We start from the raw sequence: 14,500 nt of genomic DNA on the forward strand, positions 1-14,500 counted from the left end.
ATATAATCCTGGTCATGGAGGGATAGCATAGGGGAAATGGGGAGTGCCATGATGCGTTTGGCTGTTTGCTCGGCGATTGGGAAGTCGCCTTCTTGATACTGAAGATACTGAAAGGCTTTTTGCAGGTGTAAGGGGACGGGATAATAAATAGCTGAGGCAATACCGTGATTTTTTAGCTCTGCTGTGAGTTTGTCTCTTTCCTCCAGTTCGATGCAATATTGGTGAAACGTGTGCGCCCGGTTTTCTGAAATTGGGGGCAGTTTGATGCGGTCGTTCAGATTCTCCGTGTATCTTTTAGCAATCTCTTTTCGTTTGTGCAAAAAAATGTCTAAATAATACAATTTAACTAGCAAAATAGCTGCCTGAAATTCATCAAGTCTACTATTTATACCGATTGCTGCATGCTGATAGGTTGCATCACTTCCATGATTCCGAAGTGTGTGGATTTTTTCATATAATTCCTGTTGATTTGTCACGATTAGCCCAGCGTCACCGAATGCGCCGAGGTTTTTTGATGGAAAGAAGGAAAAACAACCAATGTCGCCAATTGCTCCGACTCTTTTCCCATCGTATTCGGATCCAATTGCTTGGCAGGCATCTTCTATGACACGTAATTTATGGGCCTTTGCAATATCCATAATTTCGTTCATGTTTGCAACTTGCCCAAATAAATGCACAACGATGATTGCTTTTGTGTTTTTCGTTATAGCTGCCTCGATTCTTGTTGGATCGATATTGTACGTTTCTTGATCAATATCAACAAAAACTGGTTTAGCGCCAACTTGTGCAATTACTTCAGCAGTGGCAAAAAAAGTAAATGGTGTTGTGATCACTTCATCACCAGGTCCAATATTTAATGCCATAAGCGATAATTGCAATGCGTCAGTTCCGTTAGCAGTGCCAAGTCCATAAGAGGCATCCACATATTGGGCGACTAATTTTTCAAGTTGTTTTCCCTTTTCTCCTAAAATGTATTCTCCACTATCTAAAACTTCGGTTACCATCTCAACAACTGGTTTTCTAATTAGCGCTAATTCTGCTGTTAAATCAACCATTGATATTTGTTTCTTGTCATTTGTCATGTTCGTCTAACGGCCTCCTTTTGTTGGTTTGATTTCCGATACTTTGATAGTTTATGCCTAAATTGGTTATCGTGTTTTGATCTAATTTGTTTCTACCGTCTAATACAAGTTTACAACTGCGAAAATCGCTGAAATCAATCGTACTATATTCCTGATGGAAGGCTTGAAGGATAACAACATCCAGTTCAGCAACAAACGGGTCGGCCAGGGATATAGGGGTAACGCCATATCCAGCAATTTCCTGATTGGTAAACAATGGATCATTTACATATAGATTCGCCTGTTTCTTTTTAAGTTGGTCAATGAGTAATATGGTTGTTGATTTTGTTGGCTCCTTGACATTTTCACGGTATGATAATCCTAGAATAAGGATATTTTTTCCCTCTAATGATCCGATCTCTTTTTCAATTTTTGTAAGTGCATGGTTTGCCATGTTGTCATTGATTTGCCGTGATAATGGGGTAAGACCCTGATCCAATCCCTTATTAATGAAAAAATAAGGATAGATAGGGATGCAATGGCCTCCTACACCAATACCGGGTGAATGAATATGCGAGTATGGTTGACTATTACTAGCTGGAATTACCTCAGACATGTTAACGTTTTGCTTCTCTGCAAACTGAGCAAGTTCATTTGCGAGCGCAATATTTACGTCACGATATACACACTCAGCAACCTTCGCAAATTCAGCTGTTTCCAATGAGCTTACTTCAATTAATTGGCAGCCTAAAGCTTTTTGATAAAAGTTTGATGCCAGTTCAAGACTTTGCTCATTAATTCCGCCTACAACCTTTGGATAAGATCGCAAGTCCTGGATAATCCGATTTGAATAAACTCGTTCAGGGCTATACGCAAGGTGAAAATCAGTTCCTAATTTCAGACCAGAGATTTCCGCTATTTTCATTCCAAACCTATTTTTCGTATCCCCAGGGGGAAGTGTGGTTTCAAAAATAACCAATGAATTTCTTTTAATTCCTTTAGCTATCTCCTGAACGGCCAAATCAATAAATTGGTAATCGATTTTGTTTTGTTCATCAATTAATACTGGAACAATCACAACGATTACATCCGCCTGAGCAACTGCTTCCATCGTTTTACTCGTCGCCGATAATGTATGATGTTGGTGGGCATTTGCGACCAACTCATCTAATCCAGGCTCATTGTTTATATGGGATTTACCTTGATTTACGGAATCTACAACGTCGTTACTAATATCTGCACCAAATACGTTAAAGTCATTATTGGCAAAAACGGCAGCTAAAGTCAGCCCTATTTTCCCAAGACCAACAACAGCTACATTTGATGATGATTGGTTTTGGTCTATTGTCATATTTCAACCTCATTTCTGTCATAGTAACAAATTTATTAACAGTTTATGTGGCTGAAAAATAAAATGATTGGACTGTTTTGTTAGGTTCACGATCTTTCCAACAACAGCATACTTACCGATCTAATCGGTTGTAAACAGCAGCCAATTTTTTCTCCATTTGTTCCCAACTGAAATGCGTTTCCATTACGCTACGTGCGTTCTTACTCATTTCGAAAATTTGCTTGCGGTTGGAGTGAAGGTGAATTAGTGCCTGAACATAATCTGTCGCATTAGCCTGCCTTTTTTTTACGATATACCCGCAATGATAGGTATCAATGAAATTTTTCATATCGTTGCATTGATTGACTAATATGGGAATGCCATTATTTAAATAGCTAAAAAACTTGTTTGGCATGGCATACCGGTTATTCAGAGAATGTTCCGCATCTAAATCAATCCAGCCGATATCAGCGTACTGCATTGCTTTGGGGATGGAATCATAGTTTAACCACCCGGTAAGTTCTACTTTGTCTGCTAGTTGAGGAGGAATAGGAAGGCTTTTCGTATTATTTGATTTCTTTCTTCCGCCAATAATCCGGACTTTCAGATCAAAAATGTTGTTGCACAGCTTTGCAATGTCCATCAATTTTTTAAAGCTTCCTCGTTTTGGATCAATCATACCTTCAAATGCGATTGTCAGGTCGGTTTGATTACCCTGTCCCGGTTTATGTTCCGTTGTTAGCGGTGGGGAATTATAGATAACATCAATTGGTAGCTTAGAATTTATCGTTTGATACCGAGATTTAATCGATTCGGAAACCGTGATCACACTGTCTGATTCGTTTAGCATCGAGGCAAGCATTTCACTTTTTAGCTTATTTGTATTACGGGATTCTTTGACAAGCGGGTCCGGTTCTAATTCGTGGCTATCATAAATTAATTTACACGCTTTTCCATTTGCTGTTAAAGCACGTTTAATTCCAACCCCGGAATAAAGGGAAAAAAACTCATGGGCGTGGTAAATATCTGCCTGTTGTTCAATTCCTAATTTGGTTAATGGGTCTGTAAAACGGTCATGACCAACGGAATGAAGATTATAATGAAGATTTTTGAGCTGATTTTCCGGTTGTATCTGTTCATATGTAACTACTTTGATACCTTCATGAAAAAATATCGGTGATCGGAACTGGTCACGAAAAATACTGCCATCAATGTCAAACAGATAGCCATTTTTTCTTGGGACAATCATCGTTACTTGATAACCCTGCGTACTAAGACTTTTTGCTTCCTTTTTAAAAATACGTGCATCTAAAAAAGGATGTTCCGTTATGAGAAAACAAACATTTTTGCTCATAAATTATTCCTCCAGCATAGGCTTATAGAAGTTGTTATTCATCTGTGTTCCTGCTATTTCTATCCTATTTGTATTTTCGTGCAATATGTTTAGAACCTGATTTGTTCATTGATTACTATATTTCACTCCAAGACACAAATAGCAAGTGGCGAATACAATGGAATAAATGTTACTTGGAAGGGGAAAACAATGAAAATCTTAACGGTTATAGGAGCGCGGCCACAGTTTATCAAGGCGTGTATGCTATCTGATCGTTTAAGATCGGATTCAGAAATGGATGAAGTTATTGTACACACCGGGCAACATTATGATGAAAATATGTCCGAGATTTTCTTTACACAATTGAAGTTGCCAAAACCAGATTATTATTTAGAGGTGGGGTCTGGATCGCATGGACAACAGACAGGTAAAATGCTGATAGGGTTGGAGGAGGCTATGATCGACGTTAATCCGGACTTAGTATTGGTGTATGGCGATACAAACTCAACGCTTGCTGGAGGATTGGCCGCTTCTAAGCTTCATATTCCAGTGGCGCATGTAGAATCTGGATTGCGTAGCTTTAATAAGAGTATGCCGGAAGAGATCAATCGGATTGTAACAGATCACCTTGCAGATTGGTTATTTTGCCCTTCAAATACTGCCGTTGAGAATTTGAAAATGGAAGGGATTGAAAAGGGAGTATATCGAACGGGGGATATTATGAATGATGCTGTTCTACGTTTTAAACGACATGCACTACAACAATCGACTATACTAAAAGCATTATCACTTACTAAAGCAAATTATTATCTAGCAACGATTCATCGAGCTGAAAATACGGATGATCCCAAACGGTTAAAATCAATTTTGAACGCTTTTCAACAGTTAGATATGGAAGTTGTTCTTCCGCTACACCCTAGAACAAAACAGAAAATAAACCAATTTGGGCTAACTGAACTCATTTCATCCACTCCTGTTAAAATTGTGGAGCCTCAACGCTATTTTGACATGTTAGCTATTGCTTCGCAGGCAAACGCTATATTAACAGATTCGGGTGGGGTACAGAAAGAGGCATACATGTTGCGAGTTCCTTGTATTACTGTACGGGACGAGACGGAGTGGATAGAAACAGTACGATCTGGCTGGAACCACTTGGTGGGTGCTGATACGGGATTAATCGTTGATACGGTGAAGTCGTTCCAAGTTCCTAAACAATATCCACAGCTTTTTGGAGATGGAAAAACATCGAAAAAAATAATTGAAATTCTCAAGCAAAGCTTTTGAAATGGGTGAGAACGCTCACCCATTTCATCATATGAATTCAACGGATTTACAACTTGCTGTAAATTTCAAGATACTGATTGATTACCTTCTGTGTATGATGATGGTTTTCAACATAGGTTCTTCCTTTTACCCCGAGATTCTTCCATTGATTTGGATGGTTGATTAAATCCCGCAAAACCGTTGTAATGGTATCTGGATTCGCATGAACAATGGGAAGTTCTTCTGGATATTTTGCTTTTAGATCTTCCCTAATATAACAAATAACCGGCTTTCCTAATGCCATTGCTTCTGAGCTCAGATAACCGTATGAACCAATTCGTAACTGATCAATCACGATATCTGCAGCTGATAAAAGTTCCATTGTTTCTTGGTGATCCAACCCTTCAATTAGTTTGAAATCAAAAGAAAGACCAGAATTTTGTAGTTGATTAACGGCTTCAATAATGGATTCAGTCCCTTTTAAATTTCGTTTTGTTGGCGCATGAACAACAAGGGGAGAAGGGTTTTTCATTGGTGGATATTGCGGTTTAAATTGATTGAGATCAATTGCATGTGGAATAACATGGACGTATTTATAGAAATCTGAGATATATCCTTCCAATTCATAATCCTGTACAATCGCATGGTCCATATATTTTGATAGAATAGCTAAATTATTTTTTATTTTTTCCTCTGTCCATTCCGGTTTTACTCGAACATAAGGATTATTCTTTTTGGCAACGGAAAGAAGCCGAACGTCAGACCCGTGATGGTGGACAACCATTTTCTTCCCAGCTTGTTTTAAAATTTCCAAGTCCTTTTTATCAGGAAAAAATGTTTCACCAAAATGAAAGTGAAAGATGTCATACGCTGGAATTGATTTTTGTAGGAACTGGTTTATCTTAGCACGTCTTGTTGTTGCCGGAAACAAATTTAGGTTTAAACATAGATCGGGTTTGAAGTTAAAAGGGTGCTCATCAAAGTGACAAGATGTTGACTGAACTCCTCTTAATTGTAACCCTTTTGACAATTCAATCATGGGAGAACCATAAGAAATATGCAGTACTCTCAAATGTATCTGTCCTTTCGTGTAGATAGTTGAATAAGATCATATTATTCAGGAATAAGCTGGATAGAGACAGTTGTTCACTATTATTTTATAGGCACGAAACTATTATAAATAGGTATAAATCATTGTCTATTTCCATCCTTCATTATTTCCTTAATAATTAGTATTAACGTATTAACAACTTTGCTGGATTGTTCATACAAATATAAATAAATGTGCTTAAGAAGATAGAAATGTTGGGGAGGGGTCTTTCAATAGGGAGATATATGTAAGGATATCAGTTGATACGTGACGAACTAAGGAGTCTAGTTTGTTCTAGTTTAGCAACTTTGGAAACAAGAAGTGGGGATGCAAGATTTTGGGAGGAGTCAAAAATGGATTTAAATTTAAAAGGGAAGAAGGTATTAATTACCGGGGGCTCAAGGGGGATTGGCATGGGAATCGCCAAAGCCTTTCTTGAAGAAGGAGCGCATGTTGGAATTGCGGCTAGAAGTAACACAGAACTATTACGTGCAAAGAAAGAGTTAGGCGTACAAATCTATCAAAGTGATCTTGCAAAGTATGAAAATAGAGAGCAGTTAATAAGTGAATTTGTTCATGATTTTAATGGGTTTGATATTCTCATAAATAATATGGGTGCGAGTCATGGGAATAGGGTTTTAGATACAACTCCAAACGTATTTACAGAAGCGATGGAATTGAATTTCATTGCTGCGGTTCATTTAAGTCAATTGTCTAGTAAGCACATGATAGATAATGAGAATGGAGTTATTATTAATGTTGCCTCCATCTATGGGAAAGAGGCTGGGGGATTACCTTCCTATAATGCATCAAAGGCAGCTTTAATAAGTTTTACAAAAGCTTTTAGTTCTGAAGTAATTCAACACAATATTCGTGTCGTTGGAATTGCACCAGGAGCCATTTATCATCCAAATGAAGTGTGGCAACGCAGAATAGAACAGGATTCTAATTTCCTTGAAAACTATGCCCGCGATAAAATACCAGCGGGAAGACTAGGAAAAACAGAGGAAATCGGAAACGTTGCCGTATTTTTGGCCTCCGATAAAGCATCATGGATTGTTGGATCAACTATAAGTGTAGACGGCGGGCAATCCCGATTAAATTTTTAGGCTTGATTCTACAAGATTGGGACTGTGATTACTCGTCCCATCGGAAACATTTGTTGTTTTATAGTTTTTTTGATTGGCGCTTCACCTACTGCTCCGGAAATCAACTATATTAAAAAAATGGCTAATAATTTTGTTATTTTATCCAGCATTAGAGGTTGGAATTTGCAACGCATTATACCAGCGAAGTGTATTTCCGTAGCGGTGAAAGAGCAACAAAATATTACGAAAAGAGCCTTAAATAAACATGCAGAAAGGAATGGACAAAGATTGAAACGACAATCAATTAAGAATAGCACCATTTTAGTTGTTGGAGGTGCCGGTTTTATTGGTAGTCATTTGGTAGATCAACTAATAACAGAGGGTGCTAATCAAGTCATCATTATGGATAATCTATTCATCGGAACAAAAGATAACCTAAATCATGCATTAAATAACGGGGCAATCCTTTATGTAGATAATGCTGAGAATCAGGAAGCACTTACCTACATCATCGAAAAATATGATATTGATATTGTCTTTAACTGTGCAACCAAACCACTAAACTATTCCTTCATAAATCCTGCCAATGCTTTTTTGACAAATGTACTTGTTTTAAAAAATTTATTGGAACTTCAACGAAAAAATGCATTTCAAACATTGTGTCACTTTTCTTCTTCAGAGGCATATGGTTCGGCTCAATACCAGCCTATGGATGAAGGACATCCGCTTATTCCGTTGACAACATATGCAGCCGGGAAGGCCTCAGCTGATTTGATGCTGCAGTCCTATGTAAGGATGTTTGATTTAGATGCTTTTATTGTTCGACCATTTAATAACTATGGCCCAAGACAAAACTTTGAAGGGGAGATGGCAGGAGTCATTCCACTTACAATTAAAAAAATCTTAGAAGGAGCTGCTCCAGAGATCCATGGAGATGGCCAACAGACAAGAGATTATATTTATGTACAAGATACGGCTCATATCGTATTAAAAGTATTTCCTATTATTCCCTCTGGTGAATGTGTAAATGTTACGACGGATCAGCAAACAACGATTAAAACGGTAGTGGAAACCGTGGTTGATAGTATGAAGTATAAAGGATCTATTCTTAAAAAGCCTGCTCGGAAGGCAGATGTTCAAAGTCATCGAGGATCAGTGAAAAAACTTGTTGATATGATTGGCCAAACGCAAAAGACACCTTTTAAGAATGGAATCATGCATACGGTAAATTGGGTGAAAGAGACAAAATATAACAAAGGCTAGTATTTACTAAAAATGCAACAGAAAATGTAAATGATAAAGCGCAAGTTAAAAACAAAAAAACGAAAAAGGAGGTGAGCTAAATCTCACCTATTTTTTCGTGTGTTCTATTATAATAAACGATGGTTCTATTTGACGTTCCCTTTTAAATAACCTTTCCATCTTAGTAAAGCTTCGTTCATTTTCGGGTCTTTCTCGATTGAATTCAGTGCAGCTAGCAAATGAATATGCCCGATATGATATCCCCACGTTGCTACATTTGGGTATCCTCCATCTGTTGTATAATGGGTTAGATCATATGCTGTTCGATTCCCTAAATCATATAACGGAAGCATTCGCTTTAATGAAATGATTCCTTCATCGTATAACCATTTTATCTCTCTATCGCCAGTTGCTTTATATAAATCATATAATCCGATCAAGGCAAACATAAAGCCGTTTAAAATATAGCTAGGAGGATCTGTTGGGCATTCTTCATAAAATAAAAATCTATTTTCAAATTTAGCCTGCACACCATTATTGGCAGATGGCGTTTTAAATAGTGTTTTGGCTTTCAATGCACAACTGCTATATTTCGTATTCTTTGTTAAAAAGTATGCCCGGGATAATACTGACATTGCATTCCCTAAACCTATAGCTGAATACCATGGAGCTTTTAGTTTATCCAATCTATCTGAATAAAAGTCATGATCGAATCTATATGTCCAACCTCCTCGGGAATCTTGGTGATTTACAAACCAATTTGCTACTTTTAAGAATTTACCTTTACTAACTGCATCATTATTTTTCAAATAAAGACTGTAATGCTGCAGACCATATTGAGCAATAGTCGATGGGTTAAAATATTGACCATGCGGATAAATTGTTTTTGGTATCCCTTCAGGTGTAAATGTTACATTCCAATTTTCAACCCTGTTTTTGTCATAATGCAAATAGTTTCCTTTCGCATCATAGTTTTCAATTTCAGATACTTTTGCATTGGTCATATTAATTTTTAACGTGCCCTCTTTTTCATTCCATATTTTACTGACATTGTATCCCTTTTCTAATAGAGGAAGTGGTACATATAATTCTTCTCCAATCTTTTTTCCGGCAGCTTCAAACTGCTCATGTACTACTACTTTAATAGTTTTCATTGATTTTGATTCCAAAAGATCTACACCTCTTTTATATTATGCTGTTTTCTTGAAGTATTGTTGTTACACAATAGATAGAAAATGCGACATAACTAGGAAATTGCTTTCCCGCCGTTCCGGAAATACACTACGCTTTCCGCGGGCGGCTGCTGAGCCTCCTCGAGCTGAGCACTAAGGGGTCTCACCTAGGCCTTTCCTCCCGCCGGAGTCTCCGTGTATTTCCTCCACTGGTATTGCATTTACTACCATTAACTGTAGTAGTACGTGTTATATCAAGTCGCATCCTACCACTTTACTAGTCCGGGTGAGTGGAGGGTGGTGACTCCTGCGGGAACAGCACGTGTCCGAAGACACCAAAGAGTGGTTGGAAAAGGATGGTCGACTAATACCGTCCTTTGCGGACAACGTCGACATACCCCTCGCCGGGGCAAGGAGGCTGAGGCCGTGCCCGCGGAAAGCATCCACCCGGAACGATCCCGGACGGCGGGAAATGCACGTACTTATAGAAAAGAGCCAAGCAGTTACGTCGCATTTTATATCAGCTACGAAATTTAAAAAGTAACAAACATTATGAATAGGGCCTTATATTAAAAGGTTAAAATACAGACCCTAAGTGATTTTACGTGAGGAGTTGTTGGTAAACACGAAATAATCGAATCTCCATCTTTTCCCAGGAATACAAGCTTTCCATTATGCTACGGCCATTTTGACTCATTTGCTTTAATTTGCTTGTATCTTCCTGAAGATGTAGCAATGCTTCTGCGTAATCTTGAGCTGTTGCATTCGTCTTATCGACAACAAAACCACATTGATGTTTACGAATAAAGCTTTCCATTTCATGACATTTGTTCACAAGTACTGGTATACCGTTGTTCAGATAGCTAAAGAATTTATTTGGTAAAGCGTATTTTCGATTCAGGGAATGTTCAACACTTTGAAGATCAATCCAACCAACATCAACATCTTTCAAATGATCAGGAATGGCATGATAATCAACCCATCCGGTTAGTTGTATATTATCTTGAAGATGTTCGGGTATTAAAAATGAACTACCAAAGCGGCCTCCACCAATGACTTTGAATTGAAATGCGACTCTTTTCGAACACATTTCCGTAATGCCGATAATCTTTTCTTTCATCCCATTTTCATCATCAAAATTTCCTTCATAACCAATCGTTACATTATTTGAATGATATTTTTTCGGTAGATGATTTTGGGCGAGTGGAGGGGAGTTATAGATTACTTCGATAGGTAATTTTGGTTTATGCGCTAAATACCATGATTTAATTGAATCGGAAACAGTGATGAGATAGTCTACTTCTTCAAGCATGGAAAGGAGTTTTTGCTGAAGATTCTTTCTCGTTTCCTCAGAATATCTGGTGTCTAAGGGATCGGGTGTCAATTCATGGCTATCGTAAATTAATTTTACATGTTTACCGTTTCGTTTCTTCATCAATCTTTTTATACCAACTCCAGCAAAAAGGGAGAGGTATTCATGGGTGTGATAGATATCAGCATTTTCCTGAATTGCCAGTTGGGTTAAAGGATTGTTAAAACCTTGAGCCTCCCAAACCTCTTCATTGCTTAAAACTTTATTTAAGTGACTTTCACAACTTTCCCAGTTGTATGTGACAATTTTAATTCCTTCAAAGGTAAAAACTTTATTTCTATAACTATTCGTAAAGGGGGTACCGTCGATATCGAATAAATGTCCTTTTTTTCTGGGAACAATCATTGTAACGTTGTATCCCTTTTTTTTTAGACTCTTTGCTTCTTTCTTAAAAATTCTCGCGTCCATAAATGGATGATATGCTACAACCATGCAAACTTTTTTTGGCACAGTTATCCTACCTTTCTCTTAATATTCTTTTAAGTGCGTGTTCAAAAAGTTGCCAAATTAGAAGCAAGGTCGACTAAGAACGTCACGTCCTGTGCGTCAAAGGGTCGAGGCGCGAGCTTTGAGACCCGGAGTGTACATAAATAGGTACATGAGGAGGAGAAAAGCAAGCCAACGAAGAGATTCGCCGCTTATTATTTGGTGACTTTTTGAACAACCTCTTTAAGTTAGTTTCTTCGCTGGAACCCCAGCTGCAACAATATCATCATCCATATTTTTGGTAACAACAGCACCTGCACCGATAACGGTGTTGGACCCTATTACAATTCCTGGCAGGAGGGATGCGTTATTGCCAATTTTAGCTCCCGTTTTAATATAGGGTCCTTTTAAAGAATACTGCTGTGCCCCCATGTACTTATCGTTAGACATGGATACACAAGGACCGATAAAAACATCGTCTTCCAGTGTAGTATCTCCTGTTACATAGGCCTGCGTTTGAATGGTACAGGATTCTCCTATTTTCGTATTTAATTCTACAATAGCGGCTCTCCCAACCACTGACTCCTTGCCAACCGAAACATTTTCTCTAATACTTGCATGATCACCGATAAATACATTATTTTCGATTTTCGTTCCGGCATAGATAGATACTAAATGTCCAATTTGTACGCCAGACCCAATTCCAAGTTGCCTGTTTATTTTGGAAGTCTTTCGCATTCGCTTGCTGACGGCCGGTTTGATTCCCAGGACACAATTACAGCCAATGGAGACGTTATCACCGATTTGGGTTCCTGCCAAAATCGTTGTATGATGCCCAATCACAACATTTTCGCCTATGGTTACATTGTCTTCAATCACGACATGATTACCCAGTTGTGCACTTTCTGGAATGTCAGACAAGTAAAAACCTCCTTTCCTCTTATTGTTGGATTATGCTTTCAATTCTTTTAACAAGCTGTTCTGTTCTGATTTTCACGGAATGCTTTTGTCGGATAAACTGGTATCCCTGCTCTGCAATTTGTTGTCGTTCTGTTTCATTAGCTAAATAATAGGCGGCTTTTTCCATGAAATTATCTTCATCAATTGGCACAAAATGATAATTTGGTATAAAACCGAGTTCCTCTAATTCTGGAAATGTTGGTGCAAGTAGTAGGGATTTACAAGCAAGTACCTCAAAATATTTTATGACCGGATAATAAAATATGGATGGACAGGTGAACACGATTTTTGCCCGATTTAGCTCTTTTGCATAGCTGTGACCAATAAAATGTCGATCTTCTTCATGTTTGCTAAATTTCCGGTATCCTGGATGCTCATGGTAAACAAAATTTGGATTCCCTTCGTTTGCCTTTAAAATTTTTTGCCTTAAGGGATAAACATCATTAACCGCTCCCATCATTAATAAATCGATATCTTTTTGCATGCCATAGTCTTGAAAAATATCCGTCTGAACAAAGTGGGGAAACCACTCCATTTTATTGATGAACTCGGGATATAGCTCGATAAATTTATCCCTTGTAACTGTGAACAAATGAGCAATGTTATGTTTGGATATATAGTTCTTTCTAAGCTTTACAAGGCGATGAACATCATTTACAAAAAGACCAGTGGGAATGCCAGTGCGGGATAGGCCGTTCATCATAGGTTCCATTTGCCGGCCAATGTCATTTAACAGTAGTATAAAATCGGGTCTAGTGAGTAGTTGGTTTAAGATATAATCCATATGACCTGGTTTCCTCCACGTTGTCAAGTTCACTGTCTTGGCGAGTTCCTGCTCCAAATAATAATACATTTTATGTAATTGTTCTGATGTATCATTGGCGATAAACAATATATTTAGCACGCTTTCTTCACCTCGCTTCTAAAAGTCTAGTATTTTTATAACAGTACAAAGGCCAATTTTATTTTTTTTGTTATGGTAGTCTATCTCATCTGAATGCTTGTGCATAGGATATCAATGAGCAGTTATAAAGAGTGAGGAGATATTTTATGAAAGTAGGCGTAATTGGAACAGGTAATATGGGAGAAAATCATGTGCGAACATATTTATCGCTGCATGATCATTGCCAGCTTGTCGGTATATATGATAATGATGAAAAAAAAGGGCATCAAGTTGCTGAAAGGTATAAGGTGAAGCAATTTCAATCGATACATGACTTGCTGCAATCCGTTGATGCCGTCAGTGTTGCTGTACCGACTGAATTTCATTATGATATCGGTTTAAATTGTATTAAACACCACGTACACATGTTAATGGAAAAACCAATTACGAGTACAGTTGCTCAGGCTAAAGATTTAGACCAAAAAGCCTTTGAAGCAGGCGTTAAACTCCAAGTGGGGCACATTGAACTTTTTAATCCATTGATTCAAGTTCTTACAAAAGAGTTAGAAGGCGAGTCTATTATTGGCATTGATTTTCAACGATTGAACCCATATGATGAAAGAATGAAAAAGGTTGATGTTGTGAAGGATTTAATGATTCATGACCTTTATATTTTACATGAACTTCTTAACGATAAAATTGTGAAATTCTATGCACTTGGAAATGTATTGGAGAATACCCCAAAACATGCTGTTGTTATTACCAAACTTTCACAGGGAGTTACAGCACAACTGACGGCAAGTTTTAAAGCCAAGAAAAAAATGAGAACAATAAAAATTTTAACGGAAAATGCTTTTATTGAAGCGAATATCCTAGATGGAGAAATTAATCTGATACGTGTTATGAAAGAGAATACTAACAATTATCCGGTAACAGTAACGCAAACGATTCGCGTTGACAACACCATACAACCACTAACAATTCAACTGTTGGACTTTATAAATTGTATTCAATTTGATACAGAGCCTTTCGTTTCCGGTAAAGATGGAATGAAAACATTAATGATCACCAATGAAATCAGCGAAGTTATTAATAAGTTGTAACCTTTTGCATAGCGGCCCAGTAGTAAATGTATGTCAAAACACTAAGATTTATTTCAGAAATCCCATTCATTTTTTATAAAACTCCTTATGCTGCCTGAGATATCCTCGGGCAGCATTTTTGTATATCTAAACAAGGAGTTTTAAAAGGCGGTGATTGTTTTAGACAAAAAATAAAGA

The 14,500-nt window shown here is 37.7% G+C and carries 12 protein-coding genes; 4 read left to right on the forward strand and 8 right to left on the reverse strand.

Annotation, left to right across the window (positions count from 1 at the left end; translation table 11 throughout):
* The 3 genes from ACW2QC_RS16640 to ACW2QC_RS16650 all read right to left on the reverse strand — a co-directional run.
* The coding region (locus tag ACW2QC_RS16640) for a DegT/DnrJ/EryC1/StrS family aminotransferase (protein WP_457545069.1) at positions 1–1,082 on the reverse strand (1,082 nt) is incomplete at its 3' end.
* Positions 1,072–2,412 (reverse strand): nucleotide sugar dehydrogenase, encoded by a 1,341-nt coding sequence (locus ACW2QC_RS16645; protein WP_457545070.1) that lies wholly within the window; start codon positions 2,410–2,412, stop codon positions 1,072–1,074. The genes ACW2QC_RS16645 and ACW2QC_RS16640, both read right to left, overlap by 11 nt.
* Before the next feature lie 112 nt (positions 2,413–2,524).
* On the reverse strand, positions 2,525–3,745 hold the full coding sequence (locus ACW2QC_RS16650) for a glycosyltransferase (RefSeq protein WP_457545071.1): 1,221 nt from the start codon (positions 3,743–3,745) through the stop codon (positions 2,525–2,527).
* Between the two features lie 189 nt (positions 3,746–3,934).
* Between ACW2QC_RS16650 and wecB the strand changes: the two genes are divergently transcribed.
* Positions 3,935–5,008, forward strand: a complete 1,074-nt coding sequence (wecB, locus tag ACW2QC_RS16655; RefSeq protein ID WP_457545072.1) for a non-hydrolyzing UDP-N-acetylglucosamine 2-epimerase — start codon at positions 3,935–3,937, stop codon at positions 5,006–5,008.
* 46 nt (positions 5,009–5,054) lie between these two features.
* Here wecB and ACW2QC_RS16660 read toward each other — a convergent pair whose 3' ends face one another.
* Positions 5,055–6,059: a glycosyltransferase family 4 protein gene (locus ACW2QC_RS16660; protein WP_457545073.1), complete on the reverse strand. Its 1,005-nt coding sequence runs from the start codon at positions 6,057–6,059 to the stop codon at positions 5,055–5,057.
* A 371-nt stretch (positions 6,060–6,430) separates the two neighbouring features.
* Here ACW2QC_RS16660 and ACW2QC_RS16665 point away from each other — a divergent pair, with 371 nt between their 5' ends.
* Both ACW2QC_RS16665 and ACW2QC_RS16670 read left to right on the forward strand, forming a co-directional pair.
* Positions 6,431–7,186 (forward strand): SDR family NAD(P)-dependent oxidoreductase, encoded by a 756-nt coding sequence (locus tag ACW2QC_RS16665; RefSeq protein ID WP_457545074.1) that lies wholly within the window; start codon positions 6,431–6,433, stop codon positions 7,184–7,186.
* 162 nt (positions 7,187–7,348) lie between these two features.
* On the forward strand, positions 7,349–8,428 hold the full coding sequence (locus ACW2QC_RS16670) for a dTDP-glucose 4,6-dehydratase (protein WP_457545075.1): 1,080 nt from the start codon (positions 7,349–7,351) through the stop codon (positions 8,426–8,428).
* A gap of 125 nt (positions 8,429–8,553) precedes the next feature.
* On the opposite strand, the gene ACW2QC_RS16675 is transcribed toward ACW2QC_RS16670, so the two are convergent.
* The 4 genes from ACW2QC_RS16675 to ACW2QC_RS16690 all read right to left on the reverse strand — a co-directional run bounded on the left by ACW2QC_RS16675 (position 8,554) and on the right by ACW2QC_RS16690 (position 13,241).
* Positions 8,554–9,561, reverse strand: coding sequence for a D-glucuronyl C5-epimerase family protein (locus ACW2QC_RS16675; protein ID WP_457545076.1), 1,008 nt, complete (start codon positions 9,559–9,561; stop codon positions 8,554–8,556).
* A gap of 619 nt (positions 9,562–10,180) precedes the next feature.
* Positions 10,181–11,401 (reverse strand): glycosyltransferase, encoded by a 1,221-nt coding sequence (locus ACW2QC_RS16680; protein WP_457545077.1) that lies wholly within the window; start codon positions 11,399–11,401, stop codon positions 10,181–10,183.
* Positions 11,402–11,620: 219 nt separating this feature from the next.
* Positions 11,621–12,298, reverse strand: coding sequence for an acyltransferase (locus ACW2QC_RS16685; protein WP_457545078.1), 678 nt, complete (start codon positions 12,296–12,298; stop codon positions 11,621–11,623).
* A gap of 19 nt (positions 12,299–12,317) precedes the next feature.
* Complete coding sequence (locus ACW2QC_RS16690; protein WP_457545079.1) at positions 12,318–13,241, reverse strand: glycosyltransferase family protein; 924 nt, start codon at positions 13,239–13,241, stop codon at positions 12,318–12,320.
* 146 nt (positions 13,242–13,387) lie between these two features.
* On the opposite strand from ACW2QC_RS16690, the gene ACW2QC_RS16695 reads away from it, so the two are divergent.
* Positions 13,388–14,323 carry a Gfo/Idh/MocA family oxidoreductase gene (locus ACW2QC_RS16695; protein WP_457545080.1) on the forward strand — a complete coding sequence of 312 codons (936 nt, stop codon included), beginning with the start codon at positions 13,388–13,390 and terminating at the stop codon, positions 14,321–14,323.
* Positions 14,324–14,500 lie beyond the last annotated feature (177 nt).

The organism is Virgibacillus sp. FSP13, assembly GCF_054048505.1.

Excerpts from the sequence above, each read along its gene's own strand:
- ACW2QC_RS16645 (WP_457545070.1), bottom strand. The coding sequence starts at position 2,412 with ATGACAATAGACCAAAACCAATCATCATCAAATGTAGCTGTTGTTGGT.
- ACW2QC_RS16650 (WP_457545071.1), bottom strand. The coding sequence starts at position 3,745 with ATGAGCAAAAATGTTTGTTTTCTCATAACGGAACATCCTTTTTTAGAT.
- wecB (WP_457545072.1), top strand. The coding sequence starts at position 3,935 with ATGAAAATCTTAACGGTTATAGGAGCGCGGCCACAGTTTATCAAGGCG.
- ACW2QC_RS16665 (WP_457545074.1), top strand. The coding sequence starts at position 6,431 with ATGGATTTAAATTTAAAAGGGAAGAAGGTATTAATTACCGGGGGCTCA.
- ACW2QC_RS16675 (WP_457545076.1), bottom strand. The coding sequence starts at position 9,561 with ATGAAAACTATTAAAGTAGTAGTACATGAGCAGTTTGAAGCTGCCGGA.
- ACW2QC_RS16695 (WP_457545080.1), top strand. The coding sequence starts at position 13,388 with ATGAAAGTAGGCGTAATTGGAACAGGTAATATGGGAGAAAATCATGTG.